Genomic DNA, 15,565 nt, shown 5'->3' on the forward strand with positions numbered 1-15,565 from the left:
TATCTCTATATAGAGAAATTTCACTTTCTTTACAGAAAAGTATTCTCTCAAAATTGCACAGTGAATTAATCTTCTTCCTTTGTCAGAAGCTTAGTTTCTTTCTTACGAAAGAAATGGTTCCTGCGGAAGAAGTATATCGCATTACTTTTAATTATATATTTAGGTCAAGCCCTCGACTTATTAGTATTAGTCAGCTGAACATGTTACCATGCTTACACCTCTAACCTATCAACCTGGTGGTCTTCCAGGAGTCTTACTAACATCGCACTTACGTGCGAGTTATGGGAAATCTCATCTCAGGGTGGGCTTCACGCTTAGATGCTTTCAGCGTTTATCCCTTCCAAACATAGCTACCCAGCGATGCCACTGGCGTGACAACTGGTGCACCAGAGGTTTGTCCATCCCGGTCCTCTCGTACTAAGGACAGCTCCCTTCAAATTTCCTACGCCCGCGACGGATAGGGACCGAACTGTCTCACGACGTTCTGAACCCAGCTCGCGTGCCGCTTTAATGGGCGAACAGCCCAACCCTTGGGACCTACTTCAGCCCCAGGATGCGACGAGCCGACATCGAGGTGCCAAACCTCCCCGTCGATGTGGACTCTTGGGGGAGATCAGCCTGTTATCCCCGAGGTAGCTTTTATCCGTTGAGCGATGGCCCTCCCACGAGGTACCACCGGATCACTAAGCCCGACTTTCGTCCCTGCTCCACTTGTAAGTGTCGCAGTCAGGCTCCCTTCTGCCTTTGCACTCTTCGCGCGATTTCCAACCGCGCTGAGGGAACCTTTGGGCGCCTCCGTTACTTTTTTGGAGGCGACCGCCCCAGTCAAACTGCCCACCTAACAATGTCCTGTGACCAGATTCATGGCCTCCAGTTAGAACCTCAGTACTGTCAGGGTGGTATCCCAAGGATGACTCCACACAGGCTGACGCCCATGTTTCTCAGTCTCCCACCTATCCTGTACAGACAATACCGAAATTCAATGCTAAGCTACAGTAAAGCTCTACGGGGTCTTTCCGTCCAATCGCGGGTAGCAAGCATCTTCACTTGCACTACAATTTCGCCGGATGTGTTGTTGAGACAGTGCCCAAATCATTACGCCATTCGTGCGGGTCGGAACTTACCCGACAAGGAATTTCGCTACCTTAGGACCGTTATAGTTACGGCCGCCGTTTACTGGGGCTTAAGTTCATAGCCTCGCTTGCGCTAACTAATCCCCTTAACCTTCCAGCACCGGGCAGGCGTCAGCCCCTATACATCAGCTTTCGCTTTAGCAGAGACCTGTGTTTTTGCTAAACAGTTGCTTGGGCCTATTCTCTGCGACCTACTTTCGTAGGCACCCCTTCTCCCGAAGTTACGGGGTCAATTTGCCGAGTTCCTTAACAACAATTCTTCCGATGGTCTTAGGATTCTCTCCTCACCTACCTGTGTCGGTTTGCGGTACGGGCACCAATATCCTCGATAGAGACTTTTCTTGGCAGCGTGGAATCAGATACTTCGGGAATAAATTCCCTTCCCCATCACATCTCAGCGTTAAGAGCAAACGGATTTGCCTGCTTGCTCCGCCTAAATGCTTAGACACACATCCAATAGTGTGCACATCTTATCCTCCTGCGTCATCCCATTTCTAATAACGTCCATTGGTGGTATCGGAATATCAACCGATTGTCCATCACCTACGCCTTTCGGCCTCGGCTTAGGTCCCGACTAACCCTGAGAGGACGAGCCTTCCTCAGGAAACCTTAGGTTTTCGACCGTTAAGATTCTCACTTAACTCTCGCTACTCATGCCAACATTCTCACTTCTGTACCGTCCACCACTCCTTACGGTATGACTTCAGCCAGTACAGAAAGCTCCTCTACCGCGTACACAATTGTGTACACCCATAGCTTCGGTGGTAAGTTTTAGCCCCGGACATCTTCGGCGCAGGATCTCTTGACTAGTGAGCTATTACGCACTCTTTAAATGAGTGGCTGCTTCTGAGCCAACATCCTAGTTGTCTTAGAAATCCCACATCCTTTTCCACTTAACTTACACTTTGGGACCTTAGCTGATGGTCTGGGCTGTTTCCCTTTTGACTACGGATCTTATCATTCGCAGTCTGACTGCCGAAATAAAAGTATATGGCATTCGGAGTTTGATAGGGTTCAGTAACTGTTGTCAGCCCCTAGCCCATTCAGTGCTCTACCTCCATTACTCAATTAATCGACGCTAGCCCTAAAGCTATTTCGAGGAGAACCAGCTATCTCCGAGTTCGATTGGAATTTCTCCGCTATCCACAGCTCATCCCATGGTTTTTCAACACCAACGTGGTTCGGACCTCCACGGAATTTTACTTCCGCTTCATCCTGGCCATGGATAGGTCACCCGGTTTCGGGTCTACGACATGCAACTATGCGCCCTATTCAGACTTGGTTTCCCTTCGGCTCCGTACCTTAAGTACTTAACCTTGCTACATATCGTAACTCGTTGGCTCGTTCTACAAAAAGCACGCCGTCACACATATAAAGTGCTTCGACCGGTTGTAGGCACACGGTTTCAGGTTCTATTTCACTCCCCTTCCGGGGTTCTTTTCACCTTTCCCTCACGGTACTTCTTCACTATCGGTCACTAGGTAGTATTTAGCCTTGGGAGGTGGTCCTCCCAGCTTCCCACAAGGTTTCACGTGTCTCGTGGTACTCTGGATTAGATCTGACTGTTTTTCCTTTTCATTTACAGGCCTATTACCTTCTGCGGAGCAGCTTTCCAGCTATCTTCAATTAAGGAATTGCAGTATTTATGATCTATCCTCAACCCCCAGGTCAAAGACCTGGGTTTGGGCTCTTTCCCTTTCGCTCGCCGCTACTTAGGAAATCGATATTTCTTTCTCTTCCTCCGGGTACTTAGATGTTTCAGTTCCCCGGGTCTACCTCTGCATACCTATTTATTCAGTATGCAGTACATAGTTGTTACTATGTGGGTTCCCCCATTCGGAAATCTTTGGATCACAGGCTATTTGCGCCTACCCAAAGCTTATCGCAGCTTAACGCGTCCTTCTTCGGCTCCTAGTGCCAAGGCATTCGCCATGCGCCCTTTGTAGCTTGACCTTGATTCTGTCTATTTACATAGACGATTATATTAATTTTGCGAAATTGTATTAAATCAATTTATAAACTACTCGCGTAGCTTTAATTTTTTTAAAACAACTTTTTTCACTGTGCAATTTTCAAAGAACATTTTAGAAAAACTATTCATTATCTAACTCCTAAGAGTTAGATAAAATTAGTCTCTCAAAATTAAACAGAGAACTAGGTACGATTAATTACAATAGATATTTTTGAAGAACAAATTAATATTCTTCTATTGCATCGACCGAAGTCAATACATCTACTCCCTAGAAAGGAGGTGATCCAGCCGCAGGTTCTCCTACGGCTACCTTGTTACGACTTCACCCCAATCATCAATCCCACCTTCGGCCGCTGGCTCCTTACGGTTACCTCACGGACTTCGGGTGTTACCAACTCTCATGGTGTGACGGGCGGTGTGTACAAGGCCCGGGAACGTATTCACCGCGACATGCTGATTCGCGATTACTAGCAACTCCGGCTTCATGTAGGCGAGTTGCAGCCTACAATCCGAACTGGGATGAGTTTTTGAGTTTGGCTCCACCTTGCGGTCTTGCATCTCTTTGTACTCACCATTGTAGCACGTGTGTAGCCCTAGACATAAGGGGCATGATGATTTGACGTCATCCCCACCTTCCTCCCGGTTAACCCGGGCAGTCTCACTAGAGTGCTCAACTTAATGGTAGCAACTAATGATAAGGGTTGCGCTCGTTGCGGGACTTAACCCAACATCTCACGACACGAGCTGACGACAACCATGCACCACCTGTCACCCTGTCCCGAAGGACTTCGCCCATCTCTGGGTTATGCAGGGGATGTCAAGTCTAGGTAAGGTTCTTCGCGTTGCTTCGAATTAAACCACATGCTCCGCTGCTTGTGCGGGCCCCCGTCAATTCCTTTGAGTTTTAATCTTGCGATCGTACTCCCCAGGCGGAATACTTAATGTGTTAACGGCGGCACCGAGGTTCGACCCCCGACACCTAGTATTCATCGTTTACGGCGTGGACTACCAGGGTATCTAATCCTGTTTGCTCCCCACGCTTTCATGCCTCAGCGTCAGTTACAGTCCAGTAAGTCGCCTTCGCCACTGGTGTTCTTCCTAATCTCTACGCATTTCACCGCTACACTAGGAATTCCACTTACCTCTCCTGCACTCTAGACACCCAGTTTCAAATGCAGCACCCAAGTTAAGCTCGGGTATTTCACATCTGACTTAAATGTCCGCCTACGCATCCTTTACGCCCAGTAAATCCGGACAACGCTTGCCACCTACGTATTACCGCGGCTGCTGGCACGTAGTTAGCCGTGGCTTCCTCCTCTGGTACCGTCATTATCGTCCCAGAAGACAGAACTTTACAACCCGAAGGCCTTCATCATTCACGCGGCGTTGCTGCGTCAGGGTTTCCCCCATTGCGCAATATTCCCCACTGCTGCCTCCCGTAGGAGTCTGGACCGTGTCTCAGTTCCAATGTGGCCGATCACCCTCTCAGGTCGGCTACGCATCGTCGCCTTGGTGAGCCGTTACCTCACCAACTAGCTAATGCGCCGCGGGTCCATCTCAAAGTGGAATTTTCTAAAAGAAAAATCCTTTGATGTTTCGATCATGCGACCAAAACATATTATGCGGTATTAATCTCCCTTTCGGGAGGCTATTCCCCTCTTTGAGGCAGGTTACCCACGTGTTACTCACCCGTCCGCCGCTAATCCACCCCGAAAGGTTTCATCGCTCGACTTGCATGTGTTAGGCACGCCGCCAGCGTTCGTCCTGAGCCAGGATCAAACTCTCAATTTAAAAGTTTACACTTTATTAGTTGAAATGATTAATCTGCGACAACTGTTAAGTCGTTTAATCAACAATTAAGTTGATTCGCAAGCTCATTACATACTTTTAGTCTTACGACTAAATTTTACTTTATACTAAAGTAATTAACTGGTTTAACGAAATATTATTTCGCTATCTTTACCTATTTCTCTGTTTAATTTTCAAAGACCAATTTGTTTCGTCATTATGTGACGACCTCTACTATTGTACTAGGTATTTCTTGTTTTGTCAACATTTTTTCATTATTATAAAAATGTATTTTTAAAGTAATATTCAAATGTTAACTTATCAATTTTCACCTTTATCGTTACTCACTCATAGCGACAAGGAATATCTTATCATAGAATATTCTCTATAAAATTAAATTTAAAGCAATTAAAATAAACCAAGTTTCGCATTCTTGAATTTTTAAACTTTTTCTCTATATATCTTATATTGATACACCAGGATAGTTATTTTAATAATACTTACTAGTATTTAATAATTAAATATCTCATACAATAATTTCAACAATTATCACATATATTAAATGTTCTCCTTAACGGGCTATAAATATACCATTATAAAGTCTTTTATTTATAAAAGATTAAATTATCGCCTGCGGAGCTGCACTATTATAAAATTAACCTTACCCTAATTTTATAATTTATTAACAAATAACAAATAGAGTAATACCCCTTATAAGAGATATTACTCTATTTGTTATTTCTTATTTATATAAACCACCACTACTACGGTAACATCACATTAACATTCTAAAAATTATTAAAAATATTACTCCTGGTACTCCTAAAAATCCTGCAATTAGTGCCGTTACAGCATTTATTGGAATTACTATACCTACATACTTGCCTAGAAAATTAGCAAGCAGCAATAGTAAGACACCAAAAACACAATTCAATATTAATTTAACCAGTATTTTTAGTGGCCAAGAAAAGAGCTTGACTACAATTAACATCCCCACTATACCAATTAAAAAATATAATGCTATATCCATATCTCAATCCCCCTATGTAAATCTTTAATTTCCCTTTTTTTATTATGTTTCTAACTTACTTTAAATTTTTTTTATCTCTTCATGCTAGCACCAATCTCCTCGATCATGTAGCTAGCATCAATAGTTACACCTTTTCTTCTAGCTTCCAATAAAAAATATATGTATCTAGCTTTAGATTGATCTTCTCTATAAATTGCATAGTCTACAAGTCTAGGGTCATCTGCCACTTGAAAGTATTTTTTTGCAGTTTCCCACTCAAGTTTGGCTTCTTCTAATTGGATAATAATATCCTTTTGTTCCTGTGTATATTTTAAAGTTGAAAATAATATTTCTATTATTTTTTTTCTATTCATAATAAAAACCTCCCATTTTATATCTTCACTAAATTCTTGACATAAAACAGGAGTAATATTCTATATTTCTTTTCTTCCTTCTAAAGCTTTAGAAAGGGTTACTTCATCTATATATTCTAAATCTCCACCAACAGGGATACCATGTGCAATCCTTGTGACTTTTGCGCCTAAAGGTTTTAATATTTTAGATATATACATAGCTGTAGCTTCCCCCTCTATGTTGGGATTCGTTGCAACTATTACTTCGCTAACTTCTCCATTAATCCTTCTTATCAGTTCTCTTAATTTTATATCTTCAGGGCCTCTTCCTGACATAGGCGATATTGTCCCATGAAGAACATGATAAACCCCATTAAATTCCCTTACTTTTTCCATAGTCATAATATCTTTTGGATCTTCAACTACACATATGGTGCTCTTATCCCTATTAGGGTTAGAACAAATTGCGCAAGGGTTTGTATCTGTAAAACTTCCGCATATAGAACAGTATTTTACGGTACCTCTAGCTTCTACCAGTGCATGAGCAAACTCCTCTACTTCTTCCTTTGGAAGATTTAGAACAAATAAAGCCAGCCTCTGAGCTGTTTTTCGCCCTATACCAGGCAGTTTGGCAAATTCTTCTATAAGTCTTTCTATTGCTACTGGATATAAATCCAATCTAGTCACCTCATAACAACGTAGTTTTTAAGCTACTGTTTATTAGAACATTCCTGGCATGTTCATTCCACCTGTTAATTTACCCATTTCATTACTTGATTCATCTTCTGCTTTCTTTAGAGCTTCATTACAAGCACTCATAATTAAATCTTCTAGCATTTCAATATCATCTGGATCTACTACTTCTGGTTTTATCTTCACTTCAACAAGTTGTCTCTTTCCGTTAGCTATTGCGGTTACCGCTCCACCACCAACAGATGATTCAAATTTCTTGTCTCCTAAGTCTTTTTGCATATCTTCCATTTGTTTTTGAAATTTTTGAGCTTGCTTCATTAAACTATTCATATTTCCACCCATACCTGGAAATCCACCTTTTGCCATAATAGTTACCTCCTATATATTGGTTATTCAAGTTAATATTATAATATTTATCTCCTCTAGATTTGTAACCACTAAAATTTAATCTAAAAGGAAACATATTGCTAATCCATTATAACTTTCTATATTATTATATACTAATACCTATAATAATTTCCATTAAATAAATAAATATTTTTTATTAATAATATGCATTTATTCTAGTATCCTAGACTTATTCATCTAGTACTTCCACAAGATCTTCTCCAAATGTTTCTTTTAGTATATCCTCAGGTGATCTCGCCTGTATTTCATCAGATTCTATAGTATATTTTATTTTTACCGGTTCTTTTAGTGATTCAGAAAATATTTCTTCTATTAAATTTCTATTTTCCTCTTTCTCTAATCTAATTTTATTAAAGGCATATTGCTTTTCGTAACCTAGTTCTATTACCCCTCCATCACATGACACAATTTCTCCTGTCATTAGAGACGCATATATAACCATATGTCTTCGTGCTTTAAACATATCTAAAATATCCTTAAAAGATTTTTTTACCATGTCTACAGTTAAATTAGAGTTAGCATTATGCTTTTGTACTGGACTTATTTCTGCTTTTTTATTTGCTTTATCTTTTAAAGGAGTACTCTTTTCGGAAACTCTAGTAGTAACACTTTCACATGCTACAGTTATTTTTCCTTGTTTAATTATTTCCTCTAATTTGTTTATTCTAGATAATAGTACTTCTTTTGATGTGTCATACTCTATTTTGCACATTTTAATAACTGCAAGTTCTAAATAAATCCTATTTTGTTTACTCCATTTAGCTTGTTCCTGCGCATCTTGAAGTATCTTTATATTTCTCATAATCTCTTCTACTCTGATTTTAGCAGCTTGCCTTTTTAAAATATCTATATTTTCACTGGACATATCTAAAATATCCTCTACATTTTCACTTACTTTAGCCATCAAAAGATTTCTCATATGGGTGGTCATATCTTTTATAAATACATATATATCCTTACCAATAATAACTATTTCATTTATGACCTTTATTGCCCCTTCAATATTTCTATCTATTACACTTTCCGAAAGTTTTATAAGACTCTCAGACGTTACGAGTCCTAGCATATCTATAACATTATCATATTCTACCCTGCCGTCATTCATTGATATGGCTTGGTCTAGAACGCTTAGGGCGTCTCTCATTGCTCCATCAGAAATTCTTGATATTAATTTCAAACTATTATCGTCCACAAAAATGCCTTGCTGCTCAACAATTTTTCGAAGTCTTTCAAATATATCTGCACTTTTTATTCTTTTAAAGTCAAATCTCTGGCATCTTGATAGTATTGTTATTGGTAATTTTTGAGGATCAGTTGTGGCTAATATAAATATTATGTGGCTCGGCGGCTCCTCTAATGTCTTTAAGAATGCATTAACTGCCCCTATGGATAACATATGAACCTCATCTATAATATAAACTTTATACCTAGCTTCCTGTGGTGGATACTGAACATCTTCAATTATATCGCGAATATTATCTACTCCATTATGTGATGCTGCGTCTAGTTCAGTAACATCTATCGCCGTTCCGGCATTTATCTTCTTACACATTTCACATTCATTGCAAGGCTCTCCACGATCCGAATTTAAGCAATTAACCGCTTTAGCTAATATCTTAGCTGTTGAAGTTTTTCCCGTTCCTCTTGTGCCACATAAAAGATATGCGTGAGCTATTCTCTCGCTATTTATTTGATTTTTTAAAGTTATAGTCACATGCTCCTGACCTACTACATCTTGAAAAGTTTTTGGTCTCCATTCTCTATATAAAGCTTTATACGCCACAAATTTCACCTCTTTTAAGTATGGTGCACTCTCGGAAACTCTTAAGGCACTGCTAACTCTTGATTCATTTTGCTCAAAAATCAACTTCACCTCAAAAATTCGTGGTGCCTCATATTGTACGAATAACCTAGAAAATTTAAGCTATTCGTATTATTTTTTATTTTTTTTACTTAAACATTGTGAAATAAGACTTGACAGCTAGTAAAAATTCGCAAAATTAAATATGTATATTTTTTACATTATTTCATTTGCGAGGAGTGTTTTTATGTTAACTGTTAAGGTTTCTCATTCCCAATATCAATATTTTCTTGAAACATTTTTAGAAAAATTCTATATTCAAACCAATCAACAAATCACTTTGTTTGAGCGTAGTTCACAAATAACTAAAATATGGTCTACCGACCTAACCGGAATTGTCCCTCTAATAGAAAGTACTTATTCTAAATCTAATCAAGGAGCTCCGCCAAAAGATGCGGCAGCATTACTCAGGTCACTTATTATCATGGCTTATTGTAAAGAAACTAGTATATCCTCTTGGGTAAAAACATTACGTTCAGACCCTTTCTATTCAATTTTATCTGGTTTTATACCCGCTTGCTATTCAGACTCTAAAGCCGAAGGCATACATGTTGACCGACTTCCTGGTGTAGGTACTTTTTATGATTTTATGGATAGGCTGATTCATAAGGATAAGATCCTTAATAAATCCAAACTGCGTAAAATTAAACGTAAACCACGTAAAAAGCAAAAGAAAAACCAAAAGATGAATAACTCCAAATCTGGTGTAGTTGACCGTTTAGTTAAAAGAATCTTAAAATTTGATAATTTAAAGCTCCTTGACAGAAGCGAATCCAAAATGAACAACATACTTAAAGAATTATTTGTTATTCCTTCTTTATCAATGGGTATTTTGGGCGATCCTTCTAAACTAAATATTGCTGGCGACGGAACCTGTATGCCAACACAGGCTTCGCCTTACGGTAAAAAAGTTTGTGATTGCAAACTTAAACCAGGAGAACATTGTGACTGTTATCGAAAGTTTACCGACCCCAGTGCTAGCTGGGGTTGGGATAGCTTTAATGAACATTATTACTATGGTCATACCTATCATGGATTTACTGCCTGTGATAGCTTTTACAGCCTACCTATCCATATTAAATTTGTTAGCGCGGCACGCCATGATGCTGTTACTGGAGTTTATGCACTTAAAGAACTTGTAGATTTATATCCTGAAATTAAATTTCATTCTGTAGCCTTAGATTCTGCTTATGATGCTAATGCTTTTTATCTTTTATGCATGCATTATGGAATAAATCCTATTATTGATTTAAATTCACGTTCTTCAAAACCATCATCAAATAGTGAATTTGTTAAACTTGATAAGAATGCTATTCCACACGGAACTGTTTGTGGACATCAGCTTCGTAATTGGGGAATTATTACTAAACAATATAGACATAAATGGTTATTCCCAGTTCAATGTGAAAACTGTGAAAAATGTCCTATGAAAAGCAATAAATCTTATTACACTAAAACATTAGATAACCCAAGGTATTTTACTCCAATATTAAGAGGTTCAAAACAATGGAAATCTCTTTATAAAAGACGTTCAACTACTGAAAGGTGTTGGGATAGAATAAATAATAATTTTCATGCTGAAGATGCAATTATTTATTCTGTTGGGTATAGAATAACAAGGGTATTTCTTGGTGCATTTTGCTGTTTCATAGATGCTTGGGCATCAGAAAAATTAATAGCCCTTGCTGATATTTTCCCAACTCTTAAAAATATAGCTGCGTAATTTAAAATAAATTTCAATTCAATAACCAGCCTACGGCTTTTTTTAATAGTGTATAAAAAAGTCTTTTTGTCATGCCCGTAATTAATTCAAATATAACTTTTCATTCAAATAAGCACTTTTAATACTTAAATATGGAAATTGTTAATTATTGTTTTCCGACTATACTAGTATGGTATTTGTTTTTATCGCAAATCCTTATTGATTTGTAAACTTAACTATTAAAATCCCATATTCTCTTATTTAAATAATTATATCATTTAAATCAAAATATTAGTTTATATTTATATAAAAAATAAAATCATATTCCACATGACTAATTTATATTTAACAATTAATTTAAATTTTATTTATAATTCTCAAACAATCGAGCAGGAGCCAAATAATTAATTTATTTAGCGACCTCTCACACCACCGTGCATACCGTTCGGTACACGGCGGTTCAATAGAAATTAATGTTTTAATAAATATGTATCAGATATAGAAACTAATCCTATATTTTTAAGGTATTTATTGGTCAATGTTTTGTTTAATATAGGGCTATTGGATGTTCTCCAATAGCCTTTCCTTGTATTTGCATATTGCAAAGCTTTATTGTTTGGTATTCCTAATTTAACAAGGTTCCCATATTTTGTTTTAATCTTTTTCCATTGTTTCCAAAAACACATTCTAATTCTTCGCCTTAACCATTCATCAAGTGTTTTAAGAATACTTTTAATGTCTGCAATAGCAAAATAATTTATCCATCCAACTATCACTTGCTTAAGTTTCATAAACCTATATTTCATGCTCATCGCATTACTTCTTGAAGTTAATTCTTTTAGCTTTGCTTTGAATTTGATTATAGGTTTTTGAGGAACTCTCATTCTGTATTCACCTTTTGCCCGGTAAAATGAAAATCCTAAAAATTTAAGTTTCCAAGGTCTATCTACTGTACTCTTTTCTTTATTCACTCTAAGCTTTAACTTTTCCTCAATAAATCTCGTAATACTCTTCATTACTCTATTTGCTGATTTCTCACTTTTGACGTATATATTCGCATCATCAGCATATCTACAAAAGTTTAGTCCTCGTTTTGTTAGTTCTAATGTAGAAGTTCATCTACTGTCAAACCATCAATCCCATGACTTCCTTTATTGGCTTTTACTCTTTTATATGCTTTATTCATATTATCTCTCGATAATATCTGCTCGAGTAAACCATTATCATATTCATTCACATCGTTTCTTCCTTCTTCTGACATAGAGGAAATACTATGCACTTCTACATTACCTTCGAGTTCCACTCTATTCTCTCGTAGAGAGCCTTCTTTATGAAGTTGTCTGCTTTTATCATATTTTCTCGTATCCTTCAAAATTCCAAAACCTCCTATTGTTCAGTCCTTCCCACGCTAACGCGTTTTGCATGGTACTATGACGTCTGCTGACTTCTGATAGTTCAGCCATACATCACTGTATGGGTTGTTATTTCTAAATTCATATCCACAACTTACCTATCAGATCTCCCCGGGTAAGAACGCAATCTTTCACTCCATCTATCTGCTACATTTACACCACTTGTTTCGAATAGTTTTGGGCTTCGTTTTGTATTGCAAACTTACCCACAAGCATATGCCTTATATGTAGTTTCTGTTCGTCAGACCGGAGTTTGGCCGCCAACTTCCTTCAGATTCCATCTCACGATGGACACCCTTGTCTTAAGCTATACACTTGGCACTATTAACCCGTGCTAGGGACTTTCACCCATTAGATTGCGCCCATGCCGGGCGCACAATAAAAAAGATGCCTTTATAGGCATCTTATATTTTTTATGTAAACCGTACACCTCGCTTCGATATATAAACTATGCGCGTTACCTATACAGTTAGCTCAAACCAGGTTGCTCCACGGCACATGGAAGGTTTCACTTACCGCTGCTTCCTTCCGGATCTCACGGGGTTCATGAATTTCCATTGCGTGGGACCAAGTTCTCAACACCACTTATATAGGGCAGACCACACATTTTATAACCTATGCGAGGAATTCACCCCTGCTGTAGCGGATTGCAGGTTACAGGGCACCGCTAACTCCCCGGCTAGTACGGAAATATAAACTGGTGGAAAAAGAGGGATTCGAACCCTCGGTAGAGTCGCCCCTACACACGCTTTCCAGGCATGCTCCTTAAGCCACTCGGACATCTCTCCATAAATTGTTTTAATCTTTGTATACACATAAGTAGTGCAACATAAATAATTATACTATTAATAAATAGTAATTTCAATAGTTAATTGCTAAAATATTTTTCGAATTTTTTTCTAATCATTAATATTGTATTATCTTATATTTCTCAATCTACTTATATATATACATATTTAAATAATTATTTGTATAATTTATAATGATTATTATAAATTAGTGGCATGAATCCCTTCTCTTACAGTTTATAGCAAGAAATATAACCCATAAAGCAATTCCTACTAAGCTTATTAGCTGTGCTACCCTTAGATCTCCAAACATTAAACTATCAGTTCTTAATCCTTCTATAAAGAATCTTCCTAAGGAATATAATCCTATATAGCTAAAAAACACCGTTCCTCTCTTAAGTGTTTTTGTTAATAAATAAATCAGCAATAAACCTACCATAACATTCCATACTGATTCATAAAGAAACGTTGGGTGATAATAAACTCCTTCTATTAACATTCCATTTTGTATAAAATCCGGGAATTTGCTTATAAAGCCTTGAGTAACCGGCCCACCATGAGCTTCACTATTAAAGAAATTCCCCCATCTGCCTATAGCCTGTGCAATAATTATAGATGGTGCTGCTACATCTACAAATTCTAAAAGATTCTCTTTTTTATATCTTGTATATATTAACGCTGCTATCATACCAAATATAATCCCGCCATGGATAGCAAGCCCACCTTGACGTGTATTGAACACTTCTATTAAATTATCTTTATATTGATTAAATTCAAAAATCACATAATAAGCTCTAGCTCCAATAATCGCTATTGGGAAAGATATTAGTACAATATTTAGAAATTCATCATAATCAACATCTTTTAACTTACAAGTGTAATTTGCCAATATAATTCCAACCATCATTCCTATCGAAATAAGAATACCGTACCATCTAATTGTGAGTCCAAATATATTAAAAGCTATTGGTTCCATAAGTAACCTCTCCTTTTATATTAATATTTCGTCATTTGTTCATAAAACCACTAATACAGATAATAAAAAATCAAGTTTTAAATTGAACTTGACTCTCTATATAAGTCTCATAACAATTGTGTATGACTATGATAAAAAAGTAAAGATAAATATTTAAAATACCCTTTGCTCCTCTTAATTTTTCAATACTAGAAATCATAGGAAACATTTCACTTTTACTTTATCTACACTTTTATTAAAGGTTTATAATTTCTTTTTCAATAACTATTCTTAATTCCTCTACAGCCTTAACTTCATCGTCTCCATTAGCAACAATTTTGAGTTTATCGCCTTTTGTAGCTGCCATGCTTAATATATTTATTATACTTTTTGCATTATACTTTTCTTCATCCTTAATTAAAGTTATATGTGAAGTAAACTTTGATGCTTTTTTAGCAACAATGCTCGCTGGTCTAGCATGCAACCCTTGCTCGTTCATCAACACAATTTCAACTTCGTACATAAAAACATCCCCTTTATAATTCTTATTTTGATTATTTTTATAGGTAATTTATAGTTATTTGCTTTTTTAGTTTCTCTATGTCAGCAAATCTTCCTGTTTGTGTTCCCTCAGTCATTACATTAGCTGTACTTGTTGCACATGCTAGCTTTATAGTTTCTTCAAAGCTATAATTATTCTCAATTGCTACAGCCATTGCTGCGACCATAGAATCTCCAGCCCCTACTGTACTTTTAACTTCTACCTTTAAACCATTTACTTTTGCAACTTTATCACGACTTATGAATATAGATCCTTCTGAGCCTTTCGAGATCACTACATATTTTACTCCATACTCTAATATTTTTTTAGCAGTTTCAATAATTTCATCTTCGCTATTAATGCTGACACCAAAAGCTTTTTCAAGTTCATCAATATTTGGCTTTACCATATATGGACCAGCTTTAATTCCCTGCATTAACACATCGCCATCTGCGTCCAATATAACCTTGCCACCCTTGCTTTTTATATCTTTAATTATTTCACCGTATATATCACCGCGCACTCCACTTGGAACGCTACCTGAAAGAACTACTAGAGTATTTCCCTGGCAATATCCCACGATTTTCTGTTTTACATTAGTAATATCTTCTTCTACTAAACTAGGACCACTTTCGTTTATATCTGTATGTGTATTATTAATCTTATCAAAAATCTTTAAATTAGTCCTAGTTTCACCTTTAACAGATAAAAATTCATTTTTAATATTTAAATCATCTAAATAATCTTTTATTTGATTTCCACTGTTTCCACCTAAAAAACCTAAAGCTAAGCTTTTATGTTGTAATTCCTTAATAACTTTAGATACATTGATACCTTTACCTCCAGCATCAATTCTTGTAGACACAATTCTATTAACACTACCAATTTTAAATTCATCTATTTCAATAGTTTTGTCTATTGCTGGGTTTAGAGTCACTGTTATTATCATT

Annotated in this window: 11 protein-coding genes, 1 tRNA gene, 2 rRNA genes, 1 other RNA gene and 1 pseudogene; 1 reads left to right on the plus strand and 15 read right to left on the minus strand. The window is 37.0% G+C overall.

What is annotated here, in order from left to right; all coding sequences use genetic code 11:
• Positions 1-160 precede the first annotated feature (160 nt).
• From ACWJJT_RS10925 to dnaX, 7 genes are all read right to left on the minus strand, one after another.
• Positions 161-3,086: ribosomal RNA gene (locus ACWJJT_RS10925) — 23S ribosomal RNA — on the minus strand.
• A gap of 291 nt (positions 3,087-3,377) precedes the next feature.
• Positions 3,378-4,896, minus strand: a 16S ribosomal RNA gene (locus ACWJJT_RS10930).
• The 16S and 23S rRNA genes sit together here, the layout of an rRNA operon.
• 772 nt (positions 4,897-5,668) lie before the next feature.
• Positions 5,669-5,923, minus strand: a complete 255-nt coding sequence (locus tag ACWJJT_RS10935) for a pro-sigmaK processing inhibitor BofA family protein (RefSeq protein WP_216304595.1) — start codon at positions 5,921-5,923, stop codon at positions 5,669-5,671.
• Between the two features lie 71 nt (positions 5,924-5,994).
• Positions 5,995-6,276: a DUF2508 family protein gene (locus ACWJJT_RS10940; protein ID WP_216304594.1), complete on the minus strand. Its 282-nt coding sequence runs from the start codon at positions 6,274-6,276 to the stop codon at positions 5,995-5,997.
• A 60-nt stretch (positions 6,277-6,336) separates the two neighbouring features.
• Entirely contained in the window at positions 6,337-6,933 is a 597-nt protein-coding gene (gene recR / locus ACWJJT_RS10945) for a recombination mediator RecR (RefSeq protein ID WP_462954740.1), read from the minus strand.
• Between the two features lie 42 nt (positions 6,934-6,975).
• Positions 6,976-7,314, minus strand: coding sequence for a YbaB/EbfC family nucleoid-associated protein (locus ACWJJT_RS10950; protein WP_165414974.1), 339 nt, complete (start codon positions 7,312-7,314; stop codon positions 6,976-6,978).
• 211 nt (positions 7,315-7,525) lie between these two features.
• Complete coding sequence (dnaX, locus tag ACWJJT_RS10955; RefSeq protein ID WP_462954741.1) at positions 7,526-9,139, minus strand: DNA polymerase III subunit gamma/tau; 1,614 nt, start codon at positions 9,137-9,139, stop codon at positions 7,526-7,528.
• A 265-nt stretch (positions 9,140-9,404) separates the two neighbouring features.
• Between dnaX and ACWJJT_RS10960 the strand changes: the two genes are divergently transcribed.
• Entirely contained in the window at positions 9,405-10,940 is a 1,536-nt protein-coding gene (locus ACWJJT_RS10960; RefSeq protein WP_462954445.1) for a transposase, read from the plus strand.
• A 449-nt stretch (positions 10,941-11,389) separates the two neighbouring features.
• Here ACWJJT_RS10960 and ACWJJT_RS10965 read toward each other — a convergent pair whose 3' ends face one another.
• From ACWJJT_RS10965 to pfkB, 8 genes and pseudogenes are all read right to left on the minus strand, one after another.
• Positions 11,390-11,803 (minus strand): group II intron maturase-specific domain-containing protein, encoded by a 414-nt coding sequence (locus ACWJJT_RS10965; RefSeq protein ID WP_462956768.1) that lies wholly within the window; start codon positions 11,801-11,803, stop codon positions 11,390-11,392.
• Positions 11,804-11,842: 39 nt separating this feature from the next.
• Positions 11,843-12,004, minus strand: a pseudogene (locus tag ACWJJT_RS10970) (reverse transcriptase domain-containing protein); the annotation flags it as partial.
• A gap of 17 nt (positions 12,005-12,021) precedes the next feature.
• On the minus strand, positions 12,022-12,291 hold the full coding sequence (locus ACWJJT_RS10975; protein WP_462954742.1) for a hypothetical protein: 270 nt from the start codon (positions 12,289-12,291) through the stop codon (positions 12,022-12,024).
• A 462-nt stretch (positions 12,292-12,753) separates the two neighbouring features.
• An RNA gene (gene ffs / locus ACWJJT_RS10980) (signal recognition particle sRNA large type) lies at positions 12,754-13,019 on the minus strand.
• A 10-nt stretch (positions 13,020-13,029) separates the two neighbouring features.
• Positions 13,030-13,119: transfer RNA gene (locus tag ACWJJT_RS10985), tRNA-Ser, on the minus strand.
• Between the two features lie 208 nt (positions 13,120-13,327).
• Positions 13,328-14,095 carry a prolipoprotein diacylglyceryl transferase gene (gene lgt / locus ACWJJT_RS10990; protein ID WP_220287557.1) on the minus strand — a complete coding sequence of 256 codons (768 nt, stop codon included), beginning with the start codon at positions 14,093-14,095 and terminating at the stop codon, positions 13,328-13,330.
• Positions 14,096-14,330: 235 nt separating this feature from the next.
• Positions 14,331-14,597: an HPr family phosphocarrier protein gene (locus ACWJJT_RS10995; RefSeq protein ID WP_165414899.1), complete on the minus strand. Its 267-nt coding sequence runs from the start codon at positions 14,595-14,597 to the stop codon at positions 14,331-14,333.
• Between the two features lie 37 nt (positions 14,598-14,634).
• Positions 14,635-15,564 carry a 1-phosphofructokinase gene (gene pfkB, locus ACWJJT_RS11000; protein ID WP_462954743.1) on the minus strand — a complete coding sequence of 310 codons (930 nt, stop codon included), beginning with the start codon at positions 15,562-15,564 and terminating at the stop codon, positions 14,635-14,637.
• Between the last annotated feature and the right edge of the window lies 1 nt (position 15,565).

The sequence above is a fragment of the Clostridium sp. CM041 genome (assembly GCF_055081035.1).